Raw genomic sequence first — 2,214 nt, 5'->3', positions numbered from 1 at the left:
TTATAGCAGAGTCGCCCTGAAAGGGCGAGGCTTTAGACCCAAAATTTCTGGTAACCTCCTCAAAACCCTATGGTTGCCACCGCCGAACTTCAAATCACCTGGGAACCCCTCCCAGACGACTACCTTTTCCCCGACGATCCCGTGGACAACATCAACCAACCCGCCCTCGCCGCCGCCCTCACCGACAGCCTGCAAGTAGCGGGACGCCTCAGCGAAACCACCTTCACCCCCAGCCACTACCCAAAATTTTGGGGTTAGAGCCTCGCCCTTCTAGGGCGACTTTTTGATTGTATAAATCTTTGTGAGTCTAAAAAAAGATTATGCCGTTTTTAGGTGATGATTCACCGCACAACTCCGCGCCGCTGGTATGGAAGCGGAGGTTTAGGTGGGGTGATGATGGGATGACTGGACGATGGCATGAGGTGACATCTTCCGGTCGCGGCGGTGCGCGTTAATTAGGAAAAGGGGAAGATACCAACGGGGTCGGGCCTCCTTAAGCATTGCGCCGATCGGTATTATTTTTAATGTTATAAACAAAATTTATAAATCATAAAATTACACCAAAAGTCTAATGCCAAAAATTCATTGGACGGACGGATTGCATCGTTGTCTGGAAGCCCGAGGTTAGTGGTGTTTGGCTTGTCATCCACAACGGCCAAAAACCGCGCCCCAGGGACGCCGAGAGAACTGGAAAACACGATCGCCAGAGGGGGCCACCTCTCGGCTGGGCGATCGCTCGATCCCGGTGGGAAGTCGTTAAAAAAACACTGTGACGATACCTTTGGCCTTTATCATGGAGTTTACGCGCAAAATGGAGAGACGCCAAAACGTTCTCCTCATCCGTTGTCGCGCCATGTAGGGCGAGACCCAACCTAACCTTTCCACAACTCAACCCCCTTCCCACCGCCCGTATCGTCGATCGAGCCGAGCCATGCCTATCTTAGAAGCCTTCATTTTCGCCACCGTCCTCTGTGGCTTTTTCGCCATCATTTGGAAACAGAACCTAATGATGAAAATCCTGGCGATGGATGTCATGAGTACCGGAGTCATCGCCTGGTACGTGCTAGTGTCGTCGCGAGACGGTTGGTTTGCGCCCATCGATACCGGACGCGAAGCCGTCGATTACGCCGATCCCGTCCCCCAAGCGGTCATCCTCACTGCAATCGTCATTGGCTTTTCCATCCAAGCCCTGATTCTCGTGGGGGCGATGAAACTCTCGCGCAATAACCCCACCTTAGAGGTTCGTGAAATCGAGAAAAACAACACGCCATGACTGCGATCGCCATTGCCTGGATTGCCTTACCGTTCTTAGTCGGCTTTAGCATCTACTTGCTGCCGGGGTTGTCTCGTTACCTCGCCCTCGGCGTCTCCCTCGTCTCCCTGGGGTACGCCATGCAGCAGTTAGTACAGCCATCTCCGGAAACCTTTCAGCTTCTCGACAGTTTCGGCGTCACCCTGACGATCGATCCCCTCAGCGGCTTCTTCATCCTCACCAACGCTCTCGTCACCCTGGCGGTGGTTCTCTACTGCTGGCACAGCGATCGACCCACCTTCTTCTTTACCCAACTCATTCTCCTCCACGGCAGCGTCAACTCCGCTTTCATTTGCGCCGACTTCATCAGTCTTTACGTTGCCTTGGAAGTCATCGGAATCGCTGCCTTTCTGCTGATTGCCTATCCCCGCAGCGATCGCTCCATGTGGGTAGGGTTGCGCTACCTCTTCGTCAGCAACACCGCCATGCTGTTTTATCTCATCGGCACGGCACTCGTCTATCAAAGCAACCATTCCTTCGCCTTCTCCGGCTTAGCCCAAGCCCCCACCGAAGCCACTGCTTTGATTTTCCTCGGACTGCTGACGAAAGGCGGAATCTTCGTCTCGGGGCTGTGGCTGCCCCTGACGCACTCCGAATCCGACACCCCCGTATCCGCCATGCTGTCGGGAATTGCTGTCAAAGCCGGTATTTTTCCCCTCGTCCGCTGCGCCCTGCTCATTGAAGAAATGGATGTCCTGGTGCGGTTGTTCGGCGTCGCCACCGCTGTCTTGGGGGTGGGTTACGCTGTCTTTGAAAAAGACACCAAGCGAATGTTGGCCTTTCACACCGTCTCGCAACTGGGTTTCGTCCTGGCCGCCCCGGAAGTGGGCGGTTTCTACGCCCTCACCCACGGCCTCGTCAAATCGGCACTCTTTCTCATCGCCGGAAACCTCCCCAGTCGC

Annotated in this window: 2 protein-coding genes and 1 pseudogene; all 3 read left to right on the top strand. The window is 54.8% G+C overall.

What is annotated here, in order from left to right; genetic code table 11:
* Nucleotides 1-69 precede the first annotated feature (69 nt).
* Nucleotides 70-240, top strand: a pseudogene (locus ACP5D4_RS21685) (Uma2 family endonuclease); the annotation flags it as partial.
* A 697-nt stretch (nt 241-937) separates the two neighbouring features.
* A complete protein-coding gene (locus ACP5D4_RS21680) occupies nt 938-1,273 on the top strand; it encodes an NADH-quinone oxidoreductase subunit K (protein WP_428013678.1) in 336 nt (111 codons plus the stop codon).
* A partial coding sequence (locus ACP5D4_RS21675; RefSeq protein WP_428013677.1) for a cation:proton antiporter occupies nt 1,270-2,214 on the top strand: 945 nt, incomplete at its 3' end. The genes ACP5D4_RS21680 and ACP5D4_RS21675, both read left to right, overlap by 4 nt.

The organism is Baaleninema sp. (assembly GCF_049974805.1).
In the GTDB taxonomy this organism is placed as follows: domain Bacteria; phylum Cyanobacteriota; class Cyanobacteriia; order Cyanobacteriales; family Geitlerinemataceae; genus Baaleninema.
The sequence above is the reverse complement of the archived record's forward strand: the minus strand, read 5'-3'. Positions and strand labels throughout refer to the sequence as shown.